This window comes from Candidatus Nanopelagicales bacterium (assembly GCA_037045355.1).
GTDB lineage: Bacteria > Actinomycetota > Actinomycetes > S36-B12.
Genome location: JBAOHO010000029.1, coordinates 202785 through 228401, shown reverse-complemented (window position 1 = coordinate 228401; position 25617 = coordinate 202785). Strand labels below are relative to the sequence as shown.

The window sequence follows — 25617 nt, the reverse complement described above, 5'->3', positions numbered from 1 at the left end:
TTCAGGTCAGCGAGTCCTTCAGCGCCCTGATGCGATCTGAGGACTGCAGCAGTTGATCCCGATCGAGCGTTCCGCGGTCGATCGCGCGCTTGACGGCCTTGACGACTCCGATCGGATCGGTCGAGCAGGTCATCGCCCAGTCGACACCGGCACGCAAGGAGGCGACGGTGGCCTGGGCCTCGGTCAGCCCCCGCGCGGACGATGCCGCCGCCGATGGACAGAGAGTCGGTGATGATGACCGTGTCGGGTCCGGCCTGGCCGCGGAGCACGGAGATCGCCTTGCGCGACTGCGTGGCGGGAACACCGTTCGGCGTCAGGCCCCGCGACTGCACGTGCGCGACCATCACGGCGGGAACACCCGCGGCGAAGGCGTCCTCGAAGGGCACCATGTCGGCGCGCTCCTCAGTTGGGCGCGGGTCGCGGACGCGGGCCGCGAACTGGTGGGTGTCACGGGCATGGCCGTGGCCCGGCCAATGCTTGACGACCGGAGCGACCCCCGACTCTCTGCACAGACCACGAGCACCACGCCATGACGTCCTTGCCCACATGGCTCGGACTGGACCCGAAGGATCGCCCCAGATCGTCTGTTTCATGTAGGAGCCGGGCACCCGCAGATCAGCGACAGGAGCCAGACTCATCAGCACTCCCAGTTGCGCCATTCCACGACCGTATTTCGCAGCCACACGCTGCAGTTTGGCCACCGGCCAGTTGCCCATGGTCTCCGCCGACGGCAATGGGCGGATCACGGAGTCGAGCCGCTGTACTGAACCGCCCTCCTCGTCGGAGGCGATCAGGGGCTCATGCCCCTGCGGCGCCGCGCGTTCCACACGCGTCAACTGCCGCCGCAAGTCGCTGGGGGCGTCGTTGCCGAGTAGGACGATGTCCCGGCCATACCTTCCTTCGCCATCCGGCGTTGCATGCCGGCGTTCGCGCATGCTCGGTGCACCCGAACAGGACGTCGGCTGCCAGGGTCCGGTTGCGGACGCCTGCTCAGTCCCCGGCTTGCTCATCGACTGTCACAGTGGCGGACCCCGAGAGATCGCCCCGACACCGCACCGATCGACTCCCCGTGCGCCGCCGCGACCCCGGGCAGGAGCACGGCGACCGTCAATCCCGCTGCGGCGGCTGTGGTGATGCGCATGGCTTGGCCCTTCCTTCTGCGGTCCTTCTGCGGTCCTTCTGCGGCTCCCTGCGATTGTCCCCCGGAATCCGGGGTGCTCCGACCCAGTCACGTGTTCGGCGACTCATCAGCCCGGACGACTGCTCCCGGATGACTCGGGCGGCGAGTTCGCACGCGGCGAGACCGACGGCGGGCCGCTTGGCCAGGTCCATCGAGTTCAGCCCCATCAAATGGCGCAGATGAGAGTCGGGCTGAAACACGACTACGGGGGTGCCATGACGGGTGACCGCGGCGATCTCACGGTCAAGCTGGCGCCGCAGCGGTGACCGCGGGATGTTGCCCAACTCGAGTGCGAACGGATCGGTTGTGCTCAGCGGGGCGGAGACGAGGATCAGGTCCAGTGGGGGGCCGTCGGGCAGGGGCCCCGCGAGCAGGTCCAAGTTGCACACCGAATGCGCACCGCCGTCCACGTATCGCTCACCGTCGATATCGATCGGGCTGAAGTACCCGGGAATCGCGCACGAGGCACTGACCGCCAGCGGCACCGTCGTGACAGCATCTCGCCCGAACACTGTGCGCTGGCCGCTTCCCAGATTCACTGCGGTGATCCACATGGGTCGCTGCGGCCATTCCTCGAACAGCGGCCCGAATCCAGGGTTGACCTCATCGACCGAGATGGTGCCGGTCGGCAGAAGGAGCCGCGAGCGCCACCCCAGGGGGAACCTCAGAGGATTGCCCACAACAGCGCGAAGCAGCCGAGGGGAGGCAGGTCGCAATGGTCCGCGGCGACGTCGCGGTGGTTGCGGGATCGACCCGATGCGGTCGAGCACCCGAGAGGCTTCGGCTGAAACCGGGCGCCCCGATACTCGGTTGAGGTACTCCGCCGGGGGGAAGCCGGCACGCAGCAGTGCTGCGGACGTGGAGCCCGCGGAGGTGCCGACGATGACCTCCGCGTCGCGGGCGTCCCACCCCTGTTGGGCCAGTGCGGTGAGCACACCCGCGTGGAAGGCGGTTCCGGTGATCCCGCCGCCGCCGAGTACGAGTCCGATCCGAGGCACCCGCCCAGCCTGACACGTTGGCAGGCATGGGATCGTATGAGGGCACGCGAGCCGGAGGAGAGTCCAGTGCCCGATTTCCGTTTGTCATCCGAGCACGAGGATCTGCGCAAGACCGTCGAAGCAGTTCGCCCACGACGTCGTGGCTCCGGTCATCGGCGACTTCTACGAACGTGAGCGAGTTCCCCTACGACATCGTCGCGCCAGATGGGCGAGATGGGGCTGTTCGGCCTGCCGTTCCCCGAGGAGTACGGCGGCATGGGCGGCGACTACTTCGCGCTGTGCCTGGCCATCGAGGAGCTGGCCCGGGTCGACTCAGTCGCGTGGCGATCACGCTGGAGGCCGGAGTGTCGCTCGGGGCGATGCCGATCTACCGGTTCGGCACCGAGGAGCAGAAGCGGCAGTGGCTCCCGCGCTCTGACCTCGGGCCGGATGCTGGCGGCGTTCGGCCTCACCGAGCCCGAGCGGCGGCATCCGACGCGGGGGCAACCCGCACGACCGCCACGCTCGACGGCGATCGAGTGGGTCATCAACGGCACCAAGGCGTTCATCACCAACTCGGGCACCGACATCACCGGGCTTGGTCACCGTGACCGCCGTCACCGGGATCGACGAGCGACGGCCGCAAGGAGATCTCCGCCATCATCGTGCCGTCGGGTACGCCGGGCTTCACCGTCGGCGCCCGAGTACTCGAAGGTCGGCTGGAACGCCTCCGACACCCGCGAGCTGTCGTTCGCCGACGTCCGCGTGCCTGCGGCGAACCTGGTGGGGGAGCGCGGGCCGCGGCTACGCCCAGTTCCTGCGGATCCTCGACGAGGGGCGCATCGCCATCGCGGCGCTGGCCGTGGGCCTGTCACAGGGGTGCGTCGACGAACAGTGTCCAGTACGCCAACAGCCGCCAGGCGTTCGGTCGCACGATCGGCAACAACCAGTCGATCGCGTTCAAGATCGCCGACATGGAGACGCGCACCCACGTCGGCGCGCCTGTCGTACTACGAGGCGGCGGCCCGGCTGCTCGCCGGGGAGCCCTTCAAACATGAGGCGGCGATCGCCGAAGCTCTTCGCCACCGAGCGCAGCGATGGACCAACGCCCGCGAGGCCACGCAGATCTTCGGCGGCATACGGATTCATGAACGAGTACCCGGTGGCCCGGTTCTACCGCGACAGCGAAGATTCTCGAGATCGGCGAGGGCACGTCAGCGAGGTGCAGCGAATGCTCATCGCGCGCCAGCTCGGAGTCAACTGAGGGTCAGGCGACTCGTCGTCGCCATCTGTGTCTAGGCGTTGCCTCGACCGTCCAGTAAGGATCGCCTGGCCCGGGGTTCTGGGTCCGGATCAAGAGCCACCTGCCCAGATCAACTTGTCTGTGATGGCTCCAACACAACAAACACATGTTGTCCAAATCCGTGCCCCCACCTTCACTCCACGGGGTCACGTGGTGGGTCTGACACTCCGCGGCCGGGCGTTGACAAAGGAGGCAGCCAACGTCTCGCAGTGCCAGGGCGATTCGCTGCGCCTTGGTCGCGAGCCTCGTGTCTCGCCCCACCGCCAGCGGAACAGCAGGCGCGCCGACCAACGCGTCACTGATCGGGCCCCCGACCACCGCTCGGTCGTCGAGTAGGGCGCCGGTCGAGGGTGCCGTGGCACAACGCGAACCGGGTGGCGGCGTCCCCCAGGGTGGCCGCCGAGGTCGGCGTGGTGCCCAGTGCTCCCGGGGCATTGGCCGTGGTCACCAGATCGGTGAGGTCGACACCTGCGGCCCGGGCATGGCCGGCGGCGACGCGTTCGGCTTCGTGGATGCCCAGCGTGATGGTGGCACCAACAGGTAATCCCGAAGTCGAGGCGGGGACGTCTCCGTGCGCCGCCGCGGCGTTGATCAGGGTGACCAGGGCATCGGCACGGCGCTGTCCCCGGGTGAGCCCGTCTCCCTCGGTCCGCAGCGACTCGGCCACCGCGTTCAGTGCAGCTTGGATGGCCGCTCCCTCCAGTGCCGGCACTTGACCGTTGATCGTGGTGACGCCGTTCAGATCGGCGAACACCAGGTAGCGGCGGTCATGGTCACGCTGCTCAGCAGCGTCACGATCGTCTGGCCGGAGCAGGTCCACCGCTCGGTTCACCGCCATCTTCAGATGCCGCGAGACGACAGCCGGGGCAACGACGGCAATAGGGCCTTGACCACCTGCTCCACCTGGTGGGGAGCTAGCGCCCGGGTACCACGCGCGATCGCAGCCACCGCCTCGACGGAGACGCGCCCGCACTGCCATAACTCCATCAATGGCGGGTGGTTGTGCGCGAACCGGGCAGCGGTGACCATGGAGTCAGCCGCTGGGCCCGACCACGTGCACTCGTTCTGCAGGGTGGTGCGGGCCGTGGTGGGCAAGACGTCAGCTATCTGGGCGGCGCGGGTGCGCCGGGCGATCTCGGCATCCAACAGATGTTTGACCCGGGCCAAGACAGTCAGCGAATCGGCCAAGCCGACGCCGCCCGCCAGATCCGCCAGCACCGGCATCTCACCCAGCTCGACCGCAAGTTCGGCGAATCGGCGGACTGCCGGAGGAACGTGCTCTGCCCCCCGCAACATCCCTGCCAATCGGTCCGCCGCCGATATTTCGCTCATCCGAATCGCCCCCCGGACGTTGCTCACCCTGGGCCTATTCGAACATATGTTCGATACCGAATGGGGAGTTGTCCACCGGCAATTCAAGCGTGTCGCACCGTGATTCGCGGCCGGATGGTGGCGTGGTGCGGGGCGGGATAGTGGTGATTCCGAGGCGGGAGAGCCGAGTCCGCGCGCTGGGTGAGACCGATCCGCACGCGTGGCGCCCCCCGACGTGGGCGCTGGGCGAGTCCGCTACGGGCGCTGACCCAGCCCGAGGCGCGAGCTCCACCCCCAAACAGAACGGTGGCCCCCGAAACGCAGTCCGAGGGCCACCGTCGAGGCTCAGGCTGTCAGGTCAGTCGGTGGTCGACTTCTCGTCGTTGGTCTCAGCCACGCTCGTCGTGACTCCGTCGGTCAGGTCGACGGAATCCGCCGCAGCCTTGGCCTTGCGGCGCGGTGGGGCGAGGTCGCGGCGCACCAGCTGGCTCCACACCAGCGGGAACAGGCCGGCGGCCAAGGCGATCTTGAGGGCATCGCCGAGCAGGAACGGGGTCATGCCCATCTCGAGTGCTGACGCCCACGAAGTGGCCAGGCTGAACTTCAGCCAGGTCACCCCGACGCCGTAGATGATCACGTTGCCAAGGACCATGGCCAAGGCGGTATCCAAGACTGTACGGGTCCAGCCGCGTTCGGCGAGGAAGCCGACCAGTCCGGCGGCCACGATGAAGCCCAGGATGTAGCCGAAGGACGGCATCGCGAAGCCGCTCGCACCCGCGGCGAACCACGGGACGCCCACCAGGCCCGCCACGCTGTACAGCAGCATCGACAAGATGCCGCGGATCGAACCCAGCGCAGCCCCAGCGAGCAGGACGGCGAAAGTCTGGCCGGTGAGCGGCACCGGAGTGAACGGCAAAGGGATCGCGATCTGCGCCGCGATTCCGACGAATGCCGCACCACCGATCACGAGCAGTACGTCGCGGGTGATCGAGCGGGGCAGGACGTCGGCCAGTACCCGGGGGGCCGGGGTCGTGACAGCCATGTGTTCTCCAACTTCCGTGGGGGTATCGGTGATCCGATAGCCGGGGCCGGTGGCCCCACTGTAATTGCCTGGCCGGTCGCCCGGGGACAGGTCGTTGTGTTTTCGATTGTTCCGGACAGGTGGCACGCCGCGATGGCCGGGTCCCGCACGGTGCGTGGAGGGTCGGCGGGGAGTACCCCTGGGGGCCGCCTGTCGCCCGTTGGGAAGGCTCTTGGAAGACCTGCTGGGAAGCTCTTGGAAGACCTGCTGGGAAGCTCTTGGAAGAGTTGTCCAACCCAGTGACGCTTGTGGATTCGTGCGCTAAAGTGACAACGGTGTCACTGGGAAGTGACACACACAATTCGACTCAAGACTCTCGGGCCGACAGGCCGCAGACCTTCGTGAGGACGCTGGGGAAGGCGAATCTCGATGCGAAGGAGGCCATCATGTCGAGCGCCGTGGTGCCCCGGCACCCGTCAGACACCATGCCGACACGGGGCGTGGTCTTCATCCATGCCTGCCCTCGGGCGCTGAGCCCCCATGTCGAGTGGGCGATCTCCCAGGTCCTGGGTGTCGAAGTGTCCATCGAATGGACCGGGCAGCCGGTCTCACCCGGCTCGGTCCGCGGTGAACTGTCCTGGCAGGCGGCAGCAGGTACGGGTGCCGCGCTGGCCAGCGCTTTGGTGGGCTTCGCCCCCCTGCGCTTCGAGGTGACGGAAGAACCGACGACCGGCCGCGAGGGCGAGCGTTTCGCCGTGACTCCCGGCCTGGGCATGTTCCGCGGCACGATCGGCATCCACGGCGACATCATGCTCAGCGAGGACCGGATCCGAAGCGCCATGGCCGACACCGCTGGACCCGAGGAATTGGTCGGTCGTCTGCGTCATCTGCTCGGCGCCGAATGGGACGAGGAACTCGAGCCCTTCCGCTATGCCGGCGAGGGCGCCACGGTCCGCTGGTTGCACCGCGTCGGGTGATGCCCGGCGCGGGAGTCAGCCCAGCCTGCCGCCGCCCTTAACCCAGCCCGGTTCCCACGAGTTTGCCCAGGATGTATGTCACCGCCGCGGCCCCGGCGCCGACAGCGAACTGGCGCAGCGCGGAGCGGATCACTCCCAGCCTCGACAACTGACCGACGGTGCCGCCGACGACGAGCAGGGCGATACTGCCGAGAACGATCGCGATGATCAGTGCCGCGGTGCCGCCGGTGATCAGATAGGGAATCACAGGCACGATGGCGCCGACCGCGAAGGCACCGAAACTCGAGGCTGCCACTTTGACCGGCGAGCCGAGTTCGTCAGGATCCAGCCCCAACTCCTCGCGGGCCAATGTGTCCAGTGCGACGTCGGGGTCGGCCATGATGCGCTCGGCGGTCACGCGGGCGGTCTGCGGATCAAGCCCCTTGGCTCGGTAGATCAGCTCGAGCTCACGCTGCTCCTCCAACGGCTTCTCGCGCAACTCAGAGGCTTCCAGCGCCAACTCGCGACGAAAGACGTCGCGTTGGCTGGCCACCGACACGTACTCGCCCGCCGCCATGGAGAACGCGCCCGCCAGCAGGCCCGCGACACCGGCCAGCAACACCGTTCCGCGCTCAAGCCCTGAGCCCGCGAAGCCCATGACGAGGGCAGTGTTGGACACCAGGCCGTCGCTGACGCCGAAGACGGCGGCACGCAGAGACCCGGACTTGTCGGTGCGGTGCCATGACTCGGCGCGGTTCAAGCTCTCACGCACCTCGTTCGGTGACCGGGTCTTCTGCCGGTCGGACCGCAACTGCCGCAGCACCCGTTCGTGGACCCGCTCGTCATCGGCCATGCCCGCCAGGGCCTCGGGCTCGTCGTCGTACACACCTTGCGCGTCACGTTCGGCCTGTTCGAGATCAGGGAGCACGGCATCGAGGGACAGCGTTCGGGCCCGCTGCAGCAAAGCGGCGTCGGACGGTTCGAGAGTCGTGTCGTCCGGGGGAACCTCGACACCGCGTTCGGTCAGGAGGGCGAGCCAGTGGTCCGCATGCTTCTGCTCGATGTCCGCCAATTCGAGCAGTGCGCTGCGGCGGTCGCCACTGGTCAACTCGGCCAGCGAGCGGTACATGTTGCGCGCGGCGCGCTCGGAACTCAGGTACTGCAGGAATCGATCGGTGTCCTTGGCCACGCCGCCATTGTCCACTGTCGGCCGCGCGGTGTCGGGACCCCAACCTCCGCGCCGCGATGACGTCGAGAGTCCCGACTCGGCGGATCAGCCGCTGCCCTCTGTGTTGCCGGCGTCGGCCGCGCTCGGATCCTCCAGCCGATACCGCTGGATGGCCTGCGGGACGACAGCCGGATCGATCTCGCCGCGACGGGCGAGTTCCGCCAGTGTCTGAACGGTGATCGACTGCGCATCGACCAGGAAGTGCCGTCGCAATGCGCCACGGGTGTCGGACTGTCCCCAGCCGTCGGTGCCCAGGGACACGAAGTCGCTCGGCACCCACGGCAGGATCTGATCCTGCACTGCTCTCATGAAATCCGACACGGCCACTACCGGGCCCGCTTGACCCGTGAGCCGCTGGGTCACGTAGGGAGTGCGTCGGGGTTGGTCGGGGTGGAGCAGGTTGTGCCGGTCGCAGTCCAATCCGTCGCGCCGCAACTCATTCCACGAGGTCACCGACCACACGTCGGCGGCCACGCCCCATTCGGTGGCGAGCAGGCGCTGCGCATCCAGGGCCCACGGCACCCCGACACCGCTGGCGAGCACCTGCGCGCGAGGTCCGGGCAGGTTCGGTGCCCCGGAGATGTGGTGCATGCCGCGCAGAATGCCATCGACATCCACACCGTCGGGTTCCGCGGGTTGTGCGATGGGTTCGTTGTAGACGGTCAGGTAGTAGAAGACGTTCTCCGGTGTTTCACCGAACATGCGGCGAAGTCCGTCCCGCACGATGTGGCCCAGTTCGTAGGCGTATGCCGGGTCGTAAGCAACGACGGCGGGATTCGTCGAAGCCAACAGCAGCGAGTGTCCGTCCTGATGTTGCAGACCCTCGCCGTTGAGGGTGGTCCGGCCCGCAGTGGCGCCGAGGATGAACCCTCGTGCCATTTGATCCAGGCCCACCCAGAACGAGTCCCCGGTTCGCTGGAACCCGAACATCGAATAGAAGATGTAGACCGGGATCATCGGTTCGCCGTGTGTCGAATACGAAGTCCCCGCCGCCAGGAAGGACCCGACCGACCCTGCCTCGTTGATGCCCTCGTGCAGGATCTGGCCGTCGGTGGCTTCCTTGTAGGACAGCATCAACTCCCGATCCACCGCCGTGTAGGTCTGCCCGTGCGGCGAGTAGATCTTCGCCGTCGGGAACAGGCTGTCCATGCCGAAGGTGCGGGCCTCGTCCGGAATGATGGGCACGAATCGTCGGCCCATCTCGCTGGTCCGCATCAAGTCCTTCAGCAGGCGGACGAAGGCCATCGTGGTGGCGACCTGCTGCTTGCCCGATCCCCGTTTCACGACATCGAAGGTCGACTCGGGAGGCTGGGGGAGCGACCCGCGACTGTGGCGTCGCACCGGTACGGGTCCTCCGAGCGCTGCCCGCCGTTCCTGCATGTACCGGATGTGCTCGTGGTCGGGTCCCGGGGTGTAGTAGGGGGGTTCGTAGGCGTCGAGCTGTGAGTCCGGGATGTCGATGGACAGCCGGTCGCGGAACACCCGCAGGTCCTCCATGGTGAGCTTCTTCATCTGGTGGGTGGAGTTGCGGCCCTCGAAGTGTGATCCGAGGCTCCACCCTTTGATGGTCTTGGCCAGGATCACTGTCGGTCGCCCGCTGTGGGAGATCGCAGCCGAGTAGGCGGCATACAGCTTCTGGTAGTCGTGACCACCGCGCTGCAGCGACCAGATCTGATCATCCGTCCAGTCGCTGACCAGGGCAGCGGTGCGCGGGTCCCGGCCGAAGAAGTGCTCGCGGATGTAGGCCCCATCCTCGGCCTTGTAGGTCTGGAAATCGCCGTCGGGGGTGACATTCATCAGCTTGACGAGGGCGCCTTCGTTGTCGCGAGCCAGGAGTTGGTCCCAGGCCCGACCCCAGACGACCTTGAGGACATGCCAGCCAGCGCCACGGAAGAACGACTCGAGCTCCTGGATGATCTTGCCGTTGCCCCGCACGGGTCCGTCGAGGCGCTGCAGGTTGCAGTTGACCACGAACGTGAGGTTGTCGAGTCCCTCGCGCGCAGCCAGACCGATCGCCCCCAAGGTCTCCGGCTCGTCCGTCTCCCCGTCCCCGAGAAAGGCCCACACATGCTGATCTGACGTGTCTTTGATGCCACGGTCCCGCAGGTACCGGTTGAAGCGTGCCTGATAGATGGCATCGAGAGGTCCGAGTCCCATCGACACGGTCGGGAACTGCCAGAAGTCGGGCATGAGTCGGGGGTGCGGGTAGGAGGGCAGCCCTCCGCCGGGATGGGACAACTCTTGGCGGAAACCGTCCAACTGGTGCGCGGTCAGGCGTCCTTCGAGGAATGCCCGGGCGTAGAAGCCGGGAGAGGCGTGCCCTTGGAAGAAGATCTGGTCGCCTCCGCCGGGGTGGTCCTGGCCGCGGAAGAAGTGATTAAAACCGACCTCATACAGCGACGCCGAAGACGCGTAGGACGAGATGTGGCCACCAACACCGATGCCAGGTCGCTGCGCGCGGTGCACCATGATGGCGGCGTTCCACCGGATGTAGGCGCGGATTCGCTTCTCGATCGCCTGGTCGCCGGGGAACTGCGGCTCCCGCTCCGGCGGAATCGTGTTGATGTAGTCGGTGCTGCGCAGCGTGGGGATCCCGATGTTCCGCTCGGAGGCCCGCCGGAGCAGCGACAGCATGAGGAACCGGGCTCGGTCGGGGCCGACGGTGTCGATCAGGCCGTCGAACGACTCCAGCCATTCGCGCGTTTCCTCGGGATCCATGTCCACGTACTGGCTCGGCAAGCCGGCCGCCATCAGTGCCGGAAGGTCGGATGAGGAGTTCACCTGAGCCCCTTCGATCGGTGATGACCCACCCTATTGCGCCTGGCGTTCGACGGCGTGGTGAGGAGCGGATAACGGTTCCCCAGTCGATCAACGGTCCGCGAAGACCCCTTTCGGGGGGTGGACCGGACGAAACTGGTTGCGAAGTCGCACCCGGTGGTAGTGAACTACCACCATGCTGCACAGCGCCTTCGCAGCCCATCGTTGGGCGGGGGACCAGTGACCACGACGCGTTCCGATCGGGCCTTGGGTATCGAGCAGGGCACCGTCATCCAGATGGTGGGGTGGGACGACGACTGCGATCAACGGCTGATCGATAGTGTCACCGACGCTGCCGGCGCCCCACCCGTCGACGACGACTACGACGATGTTGTGGACGTTGTGGTGCTCTGGTGGCGCGATGATGACGGCGATCTGGTCGATGGCCTGCTGGACGCGATCGCGATGCTCGCGGAGAAGGGGGCCATCTGGCTGGTGACTCCCAAGCCCGGCCGCGACGGCCACGTCGAGCCTGAAGAGATCTCGGAGGCTGCTCCCACGGCCGGACTGAGGGTGACGGCCAACATCAGCGCTGCACCTGATTGGAACGGCACTCGACTGGTGCCACGGAGCTGAACATCCGATCCTCCGCGTGGCGGATGTGAACTGCGGATGCCGTAATCTCGACACGTCCGGGCGCATAGCTCAGTTGGTCAGAGCGCCTGCCTTACAAGCAGGATGTCGGGAGTTCAAGTCTCTCTGCGCCCACCTGCGCCGAAGACCCTCATTCACAACGGTTTCGGGGCCATCCCGCCGTACGACCATTGCCGCCAGGAAGCCTGCCGACAGGTCCGCATTTCGTGCGTAGTCAGGCGTAACCGTGCTTGTCCCTCCGCCGCGACTCTCCCCCCGTTGTCCCCCCTCGGTGCCGTGAACGTGAAGGAGCGAACTGTCGTGAATGTCTGTCAGGGTCGCGCTTCGTGGAATGCCTGGGTCAGGTTCCGTACGACCTGGACGATGTCTTGTGCAGTGTTGCCATGGCCGAGGGACAGGCGAACGGTGCCCATGGCGTCGGTGTGTGCGATGCCCATGGCGGTGAGGACGGCGGAGGGGCGCTCTGTCCCGGAGTGGCACGCCGAACCGGTCGACGCGGCGATGTGGGGGGCACGGGCCAGGACGTCGGCTCCGAGGACGCCGGGGAAGCTGACGGACAGCGTGTTGGGCAGGGAATCAACCGGCGTGTGCCGGGTGAGTCCGGGGATGCTCCCCGACAGGTCCTTCCAGAGTTCGTTCCGCAGGACGCGGTAGTGGTGGGCCCGTTGCTCGATGTCGGTGGCGGCGGCATCGGCGGCGGTGCCGAGGGCGACGATGCTGGCGACGTTCTCGGTGCCGGGGCGGATGCCCCGTTCCTGTGAGGCGCCGAGCAGGACTGGCCGGATCGGGGTGCCGCGTCGGATGTAGAGGGCACCGACGCCTTTGGGAGCGTTGACCTTGTGGCCCGCGATGGACAGCAAGTCGACGTTGAGGTCGTCGACGTGCACGGGGATCTTGCCGATGGCCTGGGCGGCGTCGGTGTGCATGAGTGCCCCTGCGGCGTGGGCGGCTTCGCCTGCCTCGGCGATGGGCAGCATTGCGCCGGTCTCGTTTTGGGCGAGCATGAGCGTGACGAGTGCGACGTCCGGGGTCATCGCGGCGGGCAGGATCGATGGGTCGATACTGCCTTCGCGGGTGACGGGCAGGCGGTCGATGGTCCAGCCCTGGGCCTCCATGCGGCGCAGGGGTGCCACGGTGGCGGGGTGCTCGACGGCCGAGGTGACGACTGTTCGCCGTGACGTGGTGAGCGCCTGGGTGGTTCCCCGGATGGCGAGGTTGTTGGCTTCGGTGCCGCCGGAGGTGAACACGATCTCGTCGGGGTGGCACCCGATCAGGTCGGCGAGTTGCCCACGTGCGGTGTCGACCGCCGCCCGTGCCCGGCGTCCGTGTGCGTGGTCGCTGGACGGGTTGCCGTACTCCTCACGCAGGTACGGCAGCATCGCGTCGACGACGCTGGGCAGCAGCGGTGTGGTCGCGTTGTGGTCCAGGTAGATGACCTCGGTCATAGCGAGGGGTCGGTGGAGAAGTCGCCGGACCAGTAGGCGGCGCGCCCGTTGCCGGTCTCGATGAAGCATCCGCCGTGGCCGTCCAACCGTCCGGTCTCGCCGGATACGGTGACGGCGGCCGTGACGGTGTCGGCGACAGCGTGGGCCTGTGCGTGGGCGAAGAACCCGGCGAGTGGGAGGGGTTTGCCGATGCCGAGGACCAGAACGGTCTGCGCAGGACCGGGCATCAGAAGACCAGCACCTTGTCCGCGGCCAGGGTCGCGTCGGTCAGGGCCTCCATGGTGGAGCGGGTAGCGCCCTCGATGAGCATCTGTTCGGTGATGCCGCGGGCATCCATGCAGGTGCCGCAGCACAGGATCCGGCCGCCGTTGCGCGTGACAGGGCTGAGCATCCGGTCGAGTTTGTAGTAGCCGTCGGGGGTCTTCTGCCCCGCCATGGCCGCAGTCACCCCGTCACCCATGAGGAACACGGTCACGTCGACCCCGTCGCGTTTGGACATCGACGCTGCCAGGCGGATGGCGTTGTAGGTGGAGTCCAGGCCGTAGGCCGAACCGTTGATGATCATCAGGACGTTCATGGGGTGCTTCCTTCTTGTGAGGGGTTCTTCGATGAGTGGCCGGCGTCGTTGGTGGTGTCGGGGTGATGCAGCCAGCGCAGGTGCTCGCGCGGGCCGAGTAGATCGAGTCGGCGCCACAGCACGCTGCCAGGTACTGCTTGGCTGGGGTGGCAGGCGACAGCCAGTTCCTGGGTCGAGCGGTCCACGTCGATGACGAGGTCGACCTCCGCTTGGGGGTGGCCGCTGAAGCCGGCGCCGGTCTCGGTGTTCAGGGTGGCGGCCACGTCATCGGGCAGAGTCCAGCCCAGCACCGGGATGCTTCCCGTGCGGGCGTATCCGAGGGCGGCCTCGGTGGCGCGCTGATGGTCGGCGTGCCCGGTGATCCCGCTGGGGTCGAAAACCACGATCCCGTCCGGGGGCGAACTGCCCGCAAACGCGGCGATCTCGGCGCGGAGGTCGTCCAGCGGGACGTCTGCGAGTGCACCGTCGGGGTACTCCCGCAGGCCCACGCGAGTCAGACCCAGAACCTGCCCTGCCCGCTGCAACTCCTGTGCGCGCACCTGCGCGAGGTCACCCTCGACTCCCTGCACGGTAGAGGCCTCGCCGCGCGTGAGGCACAGGACCGACACCTCGCTGCCGACAGCGGCGAACGCTGCCAGGACCGCGCCCAGTCCGAACGACTCGTCGTCCGGATGTGCCACGACCGCGAGGACGCGACGCCACGACGGCAGCGCCGTGTTCCTTGAGACGTGCCCGACGGCCGATGTCATCGCCATTCTCCCTATTCAAAACATCAATTGAATATGGCGACGCTACCAGTCGGTCCCCGTACTATTCAAGCGAAACCTTGAGGAGCAAAGCATGGACCCACGCGAGTACAAGGACGAAGTGTTCGGGCACTTCGCGCGCATCGGCGCTGCGTTCGGGCACGCCAAGCGGGTGGAGATCGTCGACGTTCTCGGCCAAGGTGAGCGCACCGTCGAATCGCTGGCCGGCCAGATCTCGGCCAGTGTCGCCAACACATCCCGGCACCTGCAGATTCTCGCCGGTGCCGGGCTGGTCACCCGTCGCGTCGAGGGCACCTCCCGGGTCTATCGACTCACCGACCGGTCCGTGGAGGCCGGGTACCGCAGTCTCGTCGCCCTGGCCGAGCAGCACATCTCGGAAGTCGCCGCACTGACCGATGCCTTCTTCGAGCAGGCCGACGGCGCTCGACCGATTAGCTTCCTGGAGTTTGACGAGATGACACGATCGGGTCACGTGCTCTTGGTGGACGTCAGGCCGGCCAGCGAGTTCGCCGCCGGGCACGTCGACGGGGCGGTCAACATCCCCGTCGCCGACCTCGCCACGCGCATCAACGAACTACCCGACGACGCCAGCATCGTCGCCTACTGCCGCGGGCCCTACTGCGTGATGGCATCCACGGCTGTGTCCCGCCTACGCGAGTCCGGCTTCGTGGCCGCGCGATTGGAGGGCGGCTACCCGCAGTGGCGTGACGCCGGCCGGCCCATCGCCGCACGAGAGTCGGCGTGACGGTGCAGCCAGCAGATCTGCCGGTGAAGGCCTACGACGAGGCATCGGTATTCCAGCCGGCCAACCTGTTACGCGAAGCGCGTCGTCAGAAGAACCTGTCCGACGACGCTGTGCCCCGCGTGTGCCTGCTCGACCCCGACGGCGACATCGCCGCTCACCTTGCCACGTCCACCAACGCACACAGGCATCCGGGGTGGGCTTGCTACCACACCGACATGTGGGTCACCCAGGTCTCCGGCACAACCATCGGTGTCGTCGGACGCGCCGTCGGCGCCCCCTTCGCGGTGCTCGTCGCCGAACAGCTATTCGTCAGCGGCGCCGAACTTGTCATCTCGATCACCTCGGCGGGCCAGCTCCAGCCGCTTGCCCAGACCCCGTACTTCGTCCTCATCGAAGCCGCTCTGCGCGACGAGGGGACCAGTCTGCACTACCGGCCACCGGGTACCTGGAGCCCGATGCGCCTCCACCTTCGCCAATCCCTGGGAGCCACGCTCGACAACCTCGAAGAGCCGATCATCACCGCACGGTCATGGACAACTGACGCACCGTACCGCGAGACACCAGCCGCCATCTCCTCGGCCACCGAAATGGGCGCCGCCTGCGTCGAGATGGAGGCAGCCGCACTCTACGCCCTCGCAGAGGCATGCAACCGTGACATCGTCTGCATCGCCCACATCACCAACACCATGGCCACAACAGGCGACGACTTCGAGAAAGGCGACGCCAACGGCGTACACGCAGCCCTCGCCCTCACTGCCCACCTGGCACACGAGTTGCAGCGTTCCTGACCGAACCAGCCCAGCGGGAGGGCCTCCGCTTGTTGAGCACGGCTCGCACCGGCGCCCGTCCGTGCACCAGCGACAGCGGTGCGACGTGCCCTGGATCGTGACAGGCCGTAAAGTTCGATGCACGGTGGAAGGCGGGACGACGAGGAGTAGCGCATGCGCAAGCGAACAGTGGGAGCGATCGGCATCGCTGTAGCTGCGATCATGACCGCTGGTGGGCTGACACCGGCGACGGCGGACGATCTGGTGACGCTCAACGGCTACCGAGCACCGGGAACCCCGGCGCAGTACAACAAGGTGCAAGTGCTCAAGCAGGGCCCGGCCGCCGCTGGTCATGTGCTGGTGCTCGTCCCGGGCACCTCCGCGGGCGCGGCGAACTTCCGGCCGATGGCCCGGGCCCTCCTGCAGCGACTCGACGGCGACTGGCAGGTGTGGTCCATCGAACGGCGCGAGAATCTGCTCGAGGACCACTCCGTGCTCAAGCGGTACCGCGCCGGCCAGGCCACGTCCGAACAGCTCGTCGATTACTACCTGGGCTGGCTCACGAACCCGGGGCTGACCCCGCGGTTCCAGCCGAAGACCACCGACGAGACCACGTTCGCTCGGGACTGGGGCCTGAAGGTGGCCGTCAAGGACATCCGCCGGGTCGTCACGAAGGCGTCCGCCGGTGGCCGCACCGTGGTGCTGGGCGGCCACTCCCTGGGTGGCCGCATCACCACTGCGTACGCGACCTGGAACTTCGCCGGCAAACCCGGCGTGAGGGATCTGTCGGGCCTGGTGTTCATCGACGGCGGCGGCTCCTCGCGGGAACTACCGACCGCGGCCGAGGCCAGGGCCGACCTTGCGGAACTGGACGCGGGCAGCCCGTGGTCCGATCTGCTGGGACTCGGCCTGCCATGGGTAACCGGCATCTTCAACGTGCTCGGGTCGACGACGGCCGTCACCGAGCCGGACCGGCCTTCGGCGCTGCAGCCCTTCCCGCTGGTTCCTGATGCCCTGAAGGCGCCGGTACCCGCCACGAACCTGGGCCAATACGGGTACAGCGTGGACAACGACACGTCGCCGCAGTTCCTCGCCCTCGTGCACAGCCACATCGGCAACCTTGCCACCAGCGGCGAGCCACGCGGGTGGCAGGACGGCGAACTGGGCAGCGCCCGGCGGGCGGCACAGGTCTTCGCCGAGTACGACGGCTACGACGGGACGTCGTGGTACCACCCGCGCCGGCTGAGCCTGGACGGATCCTCGGTGAACAACGGCATCGCGAACCCGGCGCAGAAGGTGCTCGGCGTCCGCTCGGTGTTCGGCAAGAGGATCGACGTCCCCCTGTTCTCCTTCGACGCGGCGCTGGGCGGTGGCCGGGTCGCCGACTCCACCCGAGCGCTGGCGGCCCAATCCGGACTGCCGCGAAGGGCCGTCACGACTATCGACCGGTCGAGTACCTTCGCCCACATCGACCCGCTCAGTGCAGCGTCGGACCGAAACACCTTCGTCATGCGGCTCGCCCCCTGGCTCAAGCGCATCGCCGCTGTGTCGGATCCTGACCAGAAGCCTGTGCGGGGGCGTGGCTGACATCGCCTCAGGTCGTCGAGCGTTGCCGCCCGTTTGAGGCCGCCACGCTGTGCAAATCCGCCACGAAGGTCGGCAATGACATGCAATGAAGCGGCCATCCGGCATGCCCAGCGGTACCGCGCTGGCGCCTGCACCATACCCTTGGGGGTATAAGTTGGCATCGGACCGTGCGCTGCGATGCAGCGCTATTGGGGCCTTTGTCGAAGTGAACGGACCTGTCACCTGAGGAGAGCGACATCATGAACTACGGCCAAGCAATACAAGACGAGTTGCGCCCACAGAGTCGGGAACTACGTCGCATGATCCCCGACGTCTACAAGGGCTTTGCCGCCCTGCACGGGGCAGCGCTGGTCGATGGCGTTCTGGATGCCAAGACCAAGGAACTCATCGCCTTGGCGATCTCGGTCAATACGCAATGCGACGGCTGCATCTCGGCCCACGCCAAGGCGGCGGCTCGTCTGGGCGCGACCCGCGAGGAGGCCGCCGAAGCGATCGGGGTGACGATGCTGATGGGTGGTGGCCCGGCGTCCATCTATGCCCCGCGCGCCTTTGACGCCTTCTGCGAGTTCCACGCCGCGCTGCACCCCGAGGACGCAACGCCGGTCAACTGAACCGCGACCCACTCGACTCGTCAGTGCTGTTCGCCGGTGAGCCCGAAACGCTCACGTGCCTCGCACATGAGGTCGGGCATACGTTCTACGAGGGTCTGTGCCATCCGTTCGAGCATGATGGCCAAGGTCTTCAGATCCTTCTCGGACCATTGGTCAAAGGCCTGGCTCATGGCCCACGTCCGCATCGCGATGCTGTCCTGCAATACCAAGCGGCCGATGTCGGTCAGGGACACGGTAGTGCGGCGGCGGTCCTCGGGGTCGGTCCCGCGCTCGACGAGGCCATCGGCTTCGGCTTCGCTCAGCAGTCGGCTGGCGGTGGAATGATCCAACTGCATGAATGCGGCGACGTCCTTGACCGTCGATACCCGGTGCCCGTCGGGGCCTGTGGGAGCGCCATCAACGGCGCCCTCTGCGATCGCCATGCAGGCGTGCACCTTCGCGAAATCAACAGAACGGCCCAGTGACGGCATCGGCATGGACAACTCGGGTGGCTTGACGATGACGCGACGCATGCGCATGACCGCACGATTGATCCGGAGCAGTAGTTCGGGTTCCGGGGCGTAACGCGACGACTCCAACCGTCTCTTGAGTGGCATCCGAAACCCTTCCTGCGATCCGCGATTTCGATCTTCGATTGCATGTGTCACACACATAAGTTGCATGTGCAACACATGGATCGTACTGTCATCAGTACTTGTGTGACACATGCATATGAGCAAGCGCCGCCGAAAACGACCACACCTCTGGAGTTGACCGTGGGACCGATCTCTCGATGGGCCGTTCACAAGCCCAAGAGCGCAATTCTCGCCTGGCTCATCATGGCGGCGGCCATCTTCGCCCTGGCGGCCACAGCCGGCGGCACGTACAACAACTCGTTCTCGTTGCCCGACACCGAGTCGGCAACCGCCCAGGAATTGCTCGAACAGATCCCAGGCGCGCAGGAGTCGCTGACCGGCGCGACGGCTAAGGTCGTCTGGAGCCCGGCGTCGGGTTCGGCAACGTCGCCCGCCGTGGCGGAGACGATCACGCAGACCCTGAATACCATTTCCGAGGTTCCTGGCGTCACGTGCGTCGTGACCCCTTACGGCGAACCGCTGGGTTCGGACTGCGAAGCCGCACGCAAGCGGGCCGCCGCCCAGGAGACTCCGGCGGGACAAGGGCGCCAACCCGTTTCGCCGTCTGCCGCAAAGGTACTCGCCGGTTCCGGGCCGGCAGGCTTCAGTGTGGATGAACACGTCGGCTTTGCGACGGTGACGTTCGAGGGCGCTGTCGAGGACGTGTCGCCCGCCTCGGCAACGGCGGTCCTGGACGCGGTCGAGGCCGCCAACGGAACCGACAGCCTCACCGTGGGCGTCAATGGACAAGCACTTGAGTTCGCCGGTCAAGAGCCGCCGAGCAGTGAGGGCATTGGCATCACGGTCGCCCTCGTGATCCTGTTGTTCACCTTCGGATCGCTGGTGGGCGCGTTCCTGCCGGTGTTCTCGGCGATCCTGTCACTTGCAGTGGGTCAGGCCCTCGTACTTGTCACCGCGAGCTTCCTCGATGTTGCGACCTTTGCCCCCACCCTGGCGGCAATGATCGGACTAGGGGTCGGAATCGACTACTCGCTGTTCGTCATCAACCGCTACAAACAAGCGCTGGACGCCGGTCGCGAACCGCGTACAGCCGCCCTGGAGTCGGTGCGTACCGCCGGGCGTGCAGTGCTGTTTGCTGCTGCCACCGTGGTCATCGCGTTGCTGGGGTTGTTTGTCCTTCGAATCGAGTTCTTCAACGGCTTGGCTATCGCGGCTTCGGCCACGGTCGCCATGATGATGATCGGCGCGACGTTGCTGTTGCCCGCTGTGCTGTCACTGCTTGGTCGCAAGGCATTCGCGATCAAGCTGCCGTGGGCCCGCAAACCCAAGGAACACAATCCCGATGGCAACGTGTTCGCCCGCTACGGCGCTTGGTTGGAGCAGAACTTCCGCTGGTTCGGCGCCGTCGCGCTGGCCGTGATCCTGGTGATCGCCGCTCCAATAGCCTCACTGCGGCTCGGCTTCACCGATGACAGCGGCAAGTCCCCGGAAGCCTCAGCCCGTATCGCCCATGAACAGTTGAGCGAGGGTTTCGGGCCCGGCAGCAACGGACCGTTCCTCGTGGCGATCGAGACCAGCCAACCTGGCGATGACGCGGCTGTCCAACAATTGGCGGGCGCCATCTCGAGCGACCCCGGCGTGGCCGCGGCCATTCCGTTCCCACTGGCACCTGGTTCCACGGTCACGGCCATGCAGGTCGTGCCCACCACGGCTCCGCAAGACGAGGCCACCACGGACCTGCTCAACCGCTTGCGCGAAGAGATCATCCCGGCGGCATCGGGAGACACCGTCAGGGCATACGTGGGTGGCACACAGGCCATCACGTCGGACTTCACCTCGGTGTTGCAGGACGCCCTGCCGCTGTTCCTGGCCGTAGTGATGGGGCTGGGGTTCCTTGCCCTGGTGCTGCTCTTCCGTTCGATAGTCGTCCCGTTGACCGGTGTCATTACGAGTCTGTTGTCACTGGCTGCAGCCATGGGCGTCACCGTGGCGGTGTTCCAGTGGGGGTGGTTGGCGGAGATCATCGGCATCACGGGCACCGGTCCCATTCAGCCCTTCTTACCCATCATGGTGTTCGCGATCCTGTTCGGGCTGTCGATGGACTACCAGGTCTTCCTGGTCAGTCGGATGCAGGAGGAGTGGGGTCACACTCAAGACAATCGCAAGGCGGTTCGCCGTGGATTGGCCGCCTCGGGCCGGGTCGTGGCCATTGCGGCGGCGATCATGTTCAGCGTCTTCGGGGCGTTCATCCTGGGCAGCGACTCCACCATCAAACTGTTCGGCCTGGCACTCGCCTCCGCGGTGCTGTTCGACGCATTCATCGTGCGCTTGATCATCGTTCCGTCGCTGATGTACCAGTTTCACAACGCGAACTGGTGGCTGCCCGGCTGGCTGGGTCGGACACTGCCGCGCGTTGCGGTCGAGTCTGAAGAGGACGTTCGATTCGAAGAGGCCGAGATCGATGACATCCCCGAGAGCGAGGGACTGCCCGAGCCAGATCTCGCCCGCTCGTAAGCTGCCGGCGGTGGAGGAAGCGGTCACCGCTGGTACCGACTTCCCCCGACTCCCAGTGCTACGTTCGACGTGTCCGGGCAGCCATCCTGGTGCCCCACCTGACCCCCGATGAAGGGACGTCCATGAGCGACGAGACACCCGCCCCTGAAGCGGCCCCCGACAATGATCCGTTGATGATCCTGTTGGCGGAGTACGACGATCCAGCGGCGGCCGGCAAGGACTTCGAGACCATCAAGGCCAAACACGATCTCAACCATTTCAAGACCTTCAACTGCGCGCTGATCGAGCACCGCGGCAAAGAGCACCAGGGAAAGCCCCGAATCATTCGCTACGAAGAATCGGCCACCCGCGGGATGGCCATCGGAGCAGCCGCTGGGCTGGCGGCCGGGCTGGTGTTCCCGCCGTCCATCGTCGGATTCGTCCTCATCGGAACCGGGGTCGGTGGGCTCATCGCGCACGGCGAGCACGGGTCGGACGAGGATGTCCTCAAGGCGCTCGCGGAGACTCTGCCTGATGAGAAGTCCTTCGTCATCGTGTCCACCACGGATGCTGCGCACGAGGACACAATTCGTGGCTACCTCGCTGACGCCGTCGCCATCCACAAGGGCACCGAAGGAGACGATGCCGCCCAACTGGAGTCCGACCCCACCAACTGACGGACCTGTGATCGGGCGGACCCGGCCTCGTGATCGGGTCCTCGAGCGGGCGCGCCCGGAAGGGGCAGGCTGACGAGGCAACGCATTGGCCTGTGAGGCGCCTCCGCTTCGCGTAAGTTGCGGCCTTGTGACGGATGAACGAGCGACAGATTCAGCTTTGACTTCCGAGTCGACGAATAGTGCCGTGGACTCGCTGCCGTACGACTCGCTGGCGGCCGCTCCTCTGCCGCGGTCTTTCACGCCCCGTGGATGGGTCGTCTTCGGGGCTCTGGTGGGCGTTTTCGCGATCGTGTGGCTGATCGTCTTCGCGACCTACAAGGTCGCCGGTACCACCGAGGGAGAGACTGCGCCACCCGCAGAGCCTGTCGACGGCATTGGAATCCTCCTCGAACCCAGGGCGTTCGATCCCGCGGAGAACGCGATGACGGTGCGCCTGCAGTTCCTTCCGACCGGCGAACTGATGAATCCCGACGGCTCCCTGACCCAGGATGTCGTCGTCTCGTTCGAGAGCTTCTCCGGACTCACCGAAGTCACACTCGCACGGGGCCGGCAAGCGGCTACCCAGGAAATCATGATCGGGACCGAGGGCAACTACGCCACGTACCCGCTGGATACCTACAACGCCTCCGTCGGGGTTATTGCCGACGCGGTCGTGCGCGATGACGGAGGACAGATCACGGACAAGGTTCCGATCCCGATCGCCACCCAGATCACCGGATCGGTGGACGGGTGGGATCTCATCGTCTCCAATCCGAACCCAGGCCCCACGGACTACGTCGAGGCCACCATGAACCTCGACAGGTCCGGGAACACTCTGCTGTTCGCCTTCTTCCTGCTCGGACTCATGACGATCCTGGTAGTCGTGGGCATCGCGCTTGCCACCCTGACGGCGACCCATCGGCGCAGCCTCGGTGTCGATCTCCTGGGCTGGTTCGCCACCTTGCTCTTCGCCCTTCCGTTTCTTAGGCAGGTCCTGCCCGGAGCGCCGCCGGTGGGAGCGGCCATCGATGTGTACGTCTTCTTGTGGCTGCTCGCGTTCACCCTCGTGTCCACGGTCGTCGTTGTGGTCGCCTGGCTGCGGCAGAACCGGGCGACGCTACTCAAGGCGCATCACACGCGCGATCACCACGACAGTTGAGGGGCTCGGCGGTCCCGGCGCGGACTGGGACTGTTCCCGGCTCGCGGACATTACGGATCCCGTACGGATCCGGGCTGATTGCCTGTGCTCACTGCCACAGGTACGGGCAGACTGGCGCAATGAGCATGCCCCAAACGTTGCCGCCGGACTTGGTCGAAGCGCTCAACACTGCGGCCGGAGCCGCCGTCGATCAGTCGGCTGGAACACCGGGGGCGGTTGTCGGAGTGCGCACCGACACGGGTACCTGGCTCGGGACATTCGGTACCGCCGATCCCAGCACCGGGAAGGCGAACACTCGGGACACCCACTTTCGGATCGGGTCGGTCACCAAGATGTTCACGGCCACGCTGCTGCTCCAGATGGTCGAGTCTGGCGGCCTTACCCTCGCTGACCCGATCGCGGACTATGTCCCTGCTGTGCCCGGTGGCGACCAGATCACACTGGATCTCCTGGCCCGCATGCGCAGCGGCCTGGCGAACTACACGTCCGTGCCGGAGGTCGCGGCGCTGATCGTGGCTGATCCAGCGGCCCCGCAGGAACCGGACGCGATGATTCGTCTGGGCCTGTCCCACTCGCCAGTGTTCGCACCTGACGAGAGGTTCGACTACTGCAACACCAACTACCTACTGCTGGGTCGGGTGATCGAGCAGGTCGCCGACAGCGATTTCGGTTCGCTGCTGTCGGAACACATCCTGAAACCGCTCGGCTTGACCGGCACATGGTGGCCAGGTGACTCAGCCGAGCTGCCCCATCCCTTCGCCCGAGGTTTCACCCTGCTGGTCCCGTCGGGCACGCCAGGTGAACCTGTCGACGCCACCGATTTCAATCCCTCGTGGGGGGGCGCCGCAGGTTCCCTCGTCTCGACGGCCGACGACTTATTGGCGTTCAGCTCGATCCTGGCCACAGGGAATGGGCTGTTGGGCGCGGGCACCCAGGCCCTGAGACTTGACTCCTTCGCACCCGCCCCGAGTATGGGCCCGGGGGTGAGTTACGGGCTCGGCCTCATGCAGATCGACGGGTGGATCGGACATTCGGGGGACATCCCTGGGTACCGCGCCGCCTGTTACTACCACCCCGACATCTCGACCAGCGTGGTCGTGCTCACCGCCAGCGACATCGTGGCTGGTCGCTGCCCCGAGGCGAGTGCTGCCGTCACCATGGCATCTGATGCCGAGTGCATGTCGCCCACGGCTCGGATCTTCGACGCGGTGTCGAAGGTGCTGGGCCGCCCGAGTTCCACCCCGACCGGCGGCGCGAGCTGAGTTGGCCGAGGGCTCAAAGAATCATGGCGGGCGTTGTGGGTGGCGGTGTCCCTCCAGCGGGCCGGGCGCGGCCGACAGCCCATTGGCGCAGCGCGGTGATGTCTTCGGCGCGGTTGACCGACAGAGGAACCGTGCGGATCAGTTCGGAGGCAAGGCTGTCGCTGTCCAGGTCCACACCCCGCTCGAATGCGCTGTACAGAGCCGACGTGATGGCGCTTTCGATCTCCGCTCCGGAGAAGCCGTCGGATTGCGCCGCCAACGCGGACAGATCGAACGCCCCCGGATCTCGGCGACGGGTCGTCAGATGATGCGCCAGGATCGCCTGACGCTCCAGCGGGTCGGGTAGGTCGACGAAGAACAACTCGTCGAAGCGACCGCGCCTCGTCACTTCGGGTGGCAGCGAGGTGACGTCGTTGCTGGTGGCAACCACGAACACACCGTCGGGGCGCTCCTGCAGCCAACGCAGCAGCACCCCCATGACTCGCTGGGACACCCCTCCGTCGTTCTGCTCGCCGTCGGCGAAGGCCTTCTCGATCTCATCGATCCACAAGACCACCGGGGTCATCGCCTCGGCAGCAGCCAGAGCCTGGCGCAACCGGCTCTCAGACTCGCCGACCAGAGAGCCGTGGAGGCGACCCGCGTCCAGCGCCGCCAACGCCATACCCCATGTGCCGGCGATGGCACGGGCGATCAAGGACTTGCCGCATCCGGGCACGCCCGTGAGCAGAACACCCCTGGGAGCGTCGAGGCCGAACTCCTTGGCGGCCGGTTCGAAACCGCGGGCGCGCTGCGTCAGCCAGGACTTCAGCGCCGCCAAACCAGCGACATCGGCGAACGTGACATCCGGGTCGATCAGATCCAGAGGACCCTCCGACAGCAGTTCGGCGCGGGCACGCTGGGCCGCGGCGGCGTCGGAGTCGTCGAGTCGGCCGTCGACGACTGCCTGCTGCAACAGGACCTGCTCTGCCTCTCGCGGGGTCAGTCCCAGAACCGCATCGACGAGGCGGCGCGGATCGCTGACCTCCATCCGCAAGCCCATATGGGGAAGTGACACCATGAGCCGCTGCACCACGAGGCTCATCTGTTCGCGATCCGGCGGGGGCATGACCCACGAAATCGCCAGACCTTCGAGTGCAGCGGGAACGGGTGGGCCCAGCCCGGTGGCGACGAGGGTCTGACCCGCCGTTCCCACGGCGAGGTCTTTGAGCATTCGCGTGGCCACCGGGTCATCGAGGATCGGGTTGGCGTCGAGCAAGAGAGCCACCATCGGGCGGCCAAGGTCCCGCAAGAACGCCAGAGCCTGGTCGGGGGAACGGGTGTTGGTCTGTGGTGGGGAATGGGGCACGCTCAGCCCGGCCGCTGGAGTCCATTCCCAGACCGGCATCTGCAACTGCCGGGCGACGTCGGAAACGACGGTCCGCAACGACTCCTCGTCACGGGTGTCGACGAGGATCAGGTTGTGCCGACTGGCGATCAGTGCGCGCAGATCCGCCATTGCTGTGGCCACGGCCACAGCGTATTGCCGAGGTCGAGCAGTGGCGCGTCTGCCGCGACAGCGCGGGACATGGCCGATGCCGACGACTAGC

The 25617-nt window shown here is 66.6% G+C and carries 24 protein-coding genes and 1 tRNA gene; 12 read left to right on the top strand and 13 right to left on the bottom strand.

Features of this window, described 5'->3' with window-relative positions; all coding sequences use genetic code 11:
* Positions 1–935, bottom strand: a 935-nt coding sequence (locus V9E98_16225) for a glycoside hydrolase family 3 N-terminal domain-containing protein (protein ID MEI2718510.1), incomplete at its 3' end; no start/stop codon positions are given.
* Between the two features lie 172 nt (positions 936–1107).
* Complete coding sequence (locus tag V9E98_16220; protein MEI2718509.1) at positions 1108–2178, bottom strand: patatin-like phospholipase family protein; 1071 nt, start codon at positions 2176–2178, stop codon at positions 1108–1110.
* A 320-nt stretch (positions 2179–2498) separates the two neighbouring features.
* Between V9E98_16220 and V9E98_16215 the strand changes: the two genes are divergently transcribed.
* A complete protein-coding gene (locus V9E98_16215) occupies positions 2499–2768 on the top strand; it encodes an acyl-CoA dehydrogenase family protein (protein ID MEI2718508.1) in 270 nt (89 codons plus the stop codon).
* A 987-nt stretch (positions 2769–3755) separates the two neighbouring features.
* On the opposite strand, the gene V9E98_16210 is transcribed toward V9E98_16215, so the two are convergent.
* The 3 genes from V9E98_16210 to V9E98_16200 form a co-directional block, all read right to left on the bottom strand.
* Complete coding sequence (locus V9E98_16210) at positions 3756–4298, bottom strand: DUF222 domain-containing protein (GenBank protein MEI2718507.1); 543 nt, start codon at positions 4296–4298, stop codon at positions 3756–3758.
* Between the two features lie 2 nt (positions 4299–4300).
* Positions 4301–4792 (bottom strand): hypothetical protein, encoded by a 492-nt coding sequence (locus tag V9E98_16205; GenBank protein ID MEI2718506.1) that lies wholly within the window; start codon positions 4790–4792, stop codon positions 4301–4303.
* A 337-nt stretch (positions 4793–5129) separates the two neighbouring features.
* Positions 5130–5813: a biotin transporter BioY gene (locus V9E98_16200; protein ID MEI2718505.1), complete on the bottom strand. Its 684-nt coding sequence runs from the start codon at positions 5811–5813 to the stop codon at positions 5130–5132.
* A gap of 464 nt (positions 5814–6277) precedes the next feature.
* Between V9E98_16200 and V9E98_16195 the strand changes: the two genes are divergently transcribed.
* Positions 6278–6769, top strand: a complete 492-nt coding sequence (locus V9E98_16195) for a DUF3145 domain-containing protein (protein ID MEI2718504.1) — start codon at positions 6278–6280, stop codon at positions 6767–6769.
* 37 nt (positions 6770–6806) lie between these two features.
* On the opposite strand, the gene V9E98_16190 is transcribed toward V9E98_16195, so the two are convergent.
* Both V9E98_16190 and aceE read right to left on the bottom strand, forming a co-directional pair.
* Positions 6807–7937 (bottom strand): VIT1/CCC1 transporter family protein, encoded by a 1131-nt coding sequence (locus V9E98_16190; GenBank protein ID MEI2718503.1) that lies wholly within the window; start codon positions 7935–7937, stop codon positions 6807–6809.
* Between the two features lie 84 nt (positions 7938–8021).
* Positions 8022–10727: a pyruvate dehydrogenase (acetyl-transferring), homodimeric type gene (gene aceE / locus V9E98_16185; GenBank protein ID MEI2718502.1), complete on the bottom strand. Its 2706-nt coding sequence runs from the start codon at positions 10725–10727 to the stop codon at positions 8022–8024.
* Positions 10728–10973: 246 nt separating this feature from the next.
* On the opposite strand from aceE, the gene V9E98_16180 reads away from it, so the two are divergent.
* Together V9E98_16180 and V9E98_16175 are read left to right on the top strand one after the other, a co-directional pair.
* Positions 10974–11369 (top strand): DUF3052 family protein, encoded by a 396-nt coding sequence (locus V9E98_16180; GenBank protein ID MEI2718501.1) that lies wholly within the window; start codon positions 10974–10976, stop codon positions 11367–11369.
* Between the two features lie 58 nt (positions 11370–11427).
* Positions 11428–11501: transfer RNA gene (locus V9E98_16175), tRNA-Val, on the top strand.
* 197 nt (positions 11502–11698) lie between these two features.
* Here V9E98_16175 and V9E98_16170 read toward each other — a convergent pair.
* From V9E98_16170 to V9E98_16155, 4 genes are read right to left on the bottom strand one after another with little or no spacing between them, the layout of a single operon-like run.
* The gene (locus V9E98_16170) at positions 11699–12832 is read right to left on the bottom strand and encodes a cysteine desulfurase family protein (GenBank protein ID MEI2718500.1); all 1134 of its coding nucleotides are present in this window, start codon (positions 12830–12832) and stop codon (positions 11699–11701) included.
* On the bottom strand, positions 12829–13059 hold the full coding sequence (locus tag V9E98_16165; protein ID MEI2718499.1) for a hypothetical protein: 231 nt from the start codon (positions 13057–13059) through the stop codon (positions 12829–12831). Before V9E98_16165 ends, V9E98_16170 begins: the two co-directional genes overlap by 4 nt.
* Entirely contained in the window at positions 13059–13409 is a 351-nt protein-coding gene (locus tag V9E98_16160; protein MEI2718498.1) for a DsrE family protein, read from the bottom strand. Before V9E98_16160 ends, V9E98_16165 begins: the two co-directional genes overlap by 1 nt.
* The gene (locus V9E98_16155) at positions 13406–14158 is read right to left on the bottom strand and encodes a PIG-L deacetylase family protein (protein MEI2718497.1); all 753 of its coding nucleotides are present in this window, start codon (positions 14156–14158) and stop codon (positions 13406–13408) included. Before V9E98_16155 ends, V9E98_16160 begins: the two co-directional genes overlap by 4 nt.
* A 91-nt stretch (positions 14159–14249) precedes the next feature.
* Between V9E98_16155 and V9E98_16150 the strand changes: the two genes are divergently transcribed.
* The 4 genes from V9E98_16150 to V9E98_16135 all read left to right on the top strand — a co-directional run bounded on the left by V9E98_16150 (position 14250) and on the right by V9E98_16135 (position 17886).
* Positions 14250–14921 carry a metalloregulator ArsR/SmtB family transcription factor gene (locus V9E98_16150; protein ID MEI2718496.1) on the top strand — a complete coding sequence of 224 codons (672 nt, stop codon included), beginning with the start codon at positions 14250–14252 and terminating at the stop codon, positions 14919–14921.
* Positions 14918–15709 carry a nucleoside phosphorylase gene (locus V9E98_16145; GenBank protein MEI2718495.1) on the top strand — a complete coding sequence of 264 codons (792 nt, stop codon included), beginning with the start codon at positions 14918–14920 and terminating at the stop codon, positions 15707–15709. Before V9E98_16150 ends, V9E98_16145 begins: the two co-directional genes overlap by 4 nt.
* Before the next feature lie 153 nt (positions 15710–15862).
* Positions 15863–17275: a hypothetical protein gene (locus V9E98_16140; GenBank protein MEI2718494.1), complete on the top strand. Its 1413-nt coding sequence runs from the start codon at positions 15863–15865 to the stop codon at positions 17273–17275.
* 239 nt (positions 17276–17514) lie between these two features.
* Positions 17515–17886 (top strand): carboxymuconolactone decarboxylase family protein, encoded by a 372-nt coding sequence (locus V9E98_16135; GenBank protein ID MEI2718493.1) that lies wholly within the window; start codon positions 17515–17517, stop codon positions 17884–17886.
* 20 nt (positions 17887–17906) lie between these two features.
* Here the strand turns inward: V9E98_16135 and V9E98_16130 are convergent, their stop codons facing one another.
* Positions 17907–18482 (bottom strand): MarR family winged helix-turn-helix transcriptional regulator, encoded by a 576-nt coding sequence (locus V9E98_16130; protein MEI2718492.1) that lies wholly within the window; start codon positions 18480–18482, stop codon positions 17907–17909.
* A 102-nt stretch (positions 18483–18584) separates the two neighbouring features.
* Here V9E98_16130 and V9E98_16125 point away from each other — a divergent pair, with 102 nt between their 5' ends.
* The 4 genes from V9E98_16125 (at position 18585) to V9E98_16110 (ending at position 24031) form a co-directional block, all read left to right on the top strand.
* Positions 18585–20975, top strand: a complete 2391-nt coding sequence (locus tag V9E98_16125; GenBank protein MEI2718491.1) for an MMPL family transporter — start codon at positions 18585–18587, stop codon at positions 20973–20975.
* A gap of 122 nt (positions 20976–21097) precedes the next feature.
* Positions 21098–21631, top strand: coding sequence for a hypothetical protein (locus tag V9E98_16120; protein ID MEI2718490.1), 534 nt, complete (start codon positions 21098–21100; stop codon positions 21629–21631).
* 184 nt (positions 21632–21815) lie between these two features.
* Positions 21816–22769, top strand: a complete 954-nt coding sequence (locus V9E98_16115; GenBank protein ID MEI2718489.1) for a DUF4436 family protein — start codon at positions 21816–21818, stop codon at positions 22767–22769.
* Between the two features lie 119 nt (positions 22770–22888).
* Positions 22889–24031, top strand: a complete 1143-nt coding sequence (locus tag V9E98_16110) for a serine hydrolase domain-containing protein (GenBank protein ID MEI2718488.1) — start codon at positions 22889–22891, stop codon at positions 24029–24031.
* A gap of 13 nt (positions 24032–24044) precedes the next feature.
* On the opposite strand, the gene V9E98_16105 is transcribed toward V9E98_16110, so the two are convergent.
* Positions 24045–25538, bottom strand: coding sequence for an AAA family ATPase (locus tag V9E98_16105; GenBank protein ID MEI2718487.1), 1494 nt, complete (start codon positions 25536–25538; stop codon positions 24045–24047).
* Between the last annotated feature and the right edge of the window lie 79 nt (positions 25539–25617).